Origin of the sequence: Pseudomonas sp. 2822-17, from assembly GCF_002742485.1 — a bacterium.
Lineage (GTDB): Bacteria > Pseudomonadota > Gammaproteobacteria > Pseudomonadales > Pseudomonadaceae > Aquipseudomonas > Aquipseudomonas cyclaminis.
In genome coordinates, this window is the sequence record NZ_LJRZ01000393.1 from 1 (window position 1) to 299 (window position 299).

Consider the following 299-nt stretch of genomic DNA (forward strand, 5'->3'; position numbering starts at 1 on the left):
ACTTTGGGATGATTAGACCATTTCATTTCTTGCTGAAATTTATTGAGCATCTCCATAATACTATATATCCAACTATTTTCTAAAACATTAGCAAGACCTTGGAAGTTTTCATCAGTCATAACCCTATCCTTACTTCCTCAAGTTGAGGTGCAGACTTATACATCAAGACATCTCTGTAGAAGAATATTAAATCTTCCAAGAACCTGTTTGGATCCTTACCATCGCTTATTATCGTATCTATAGCTGTTAAGCCACTAGCAACATCGCCATTATTTAATGCTTGAACCACATCGTATAAC

Annotated in this window: 1 protein-coding gene; it reads right to left on the reverse strand. The window is 35.1% G+C overall.

From position 1 onward, the window contains the following. Positions 1 to 115: 115 nt before the first annotated feature. On the reverse strand, positions 116 to 299 hold a 184-nt coding region (locus tag AOA60_RS32250), incomplete at its 5' end, for a hypothetical protein (protein ID WP_143522430.1).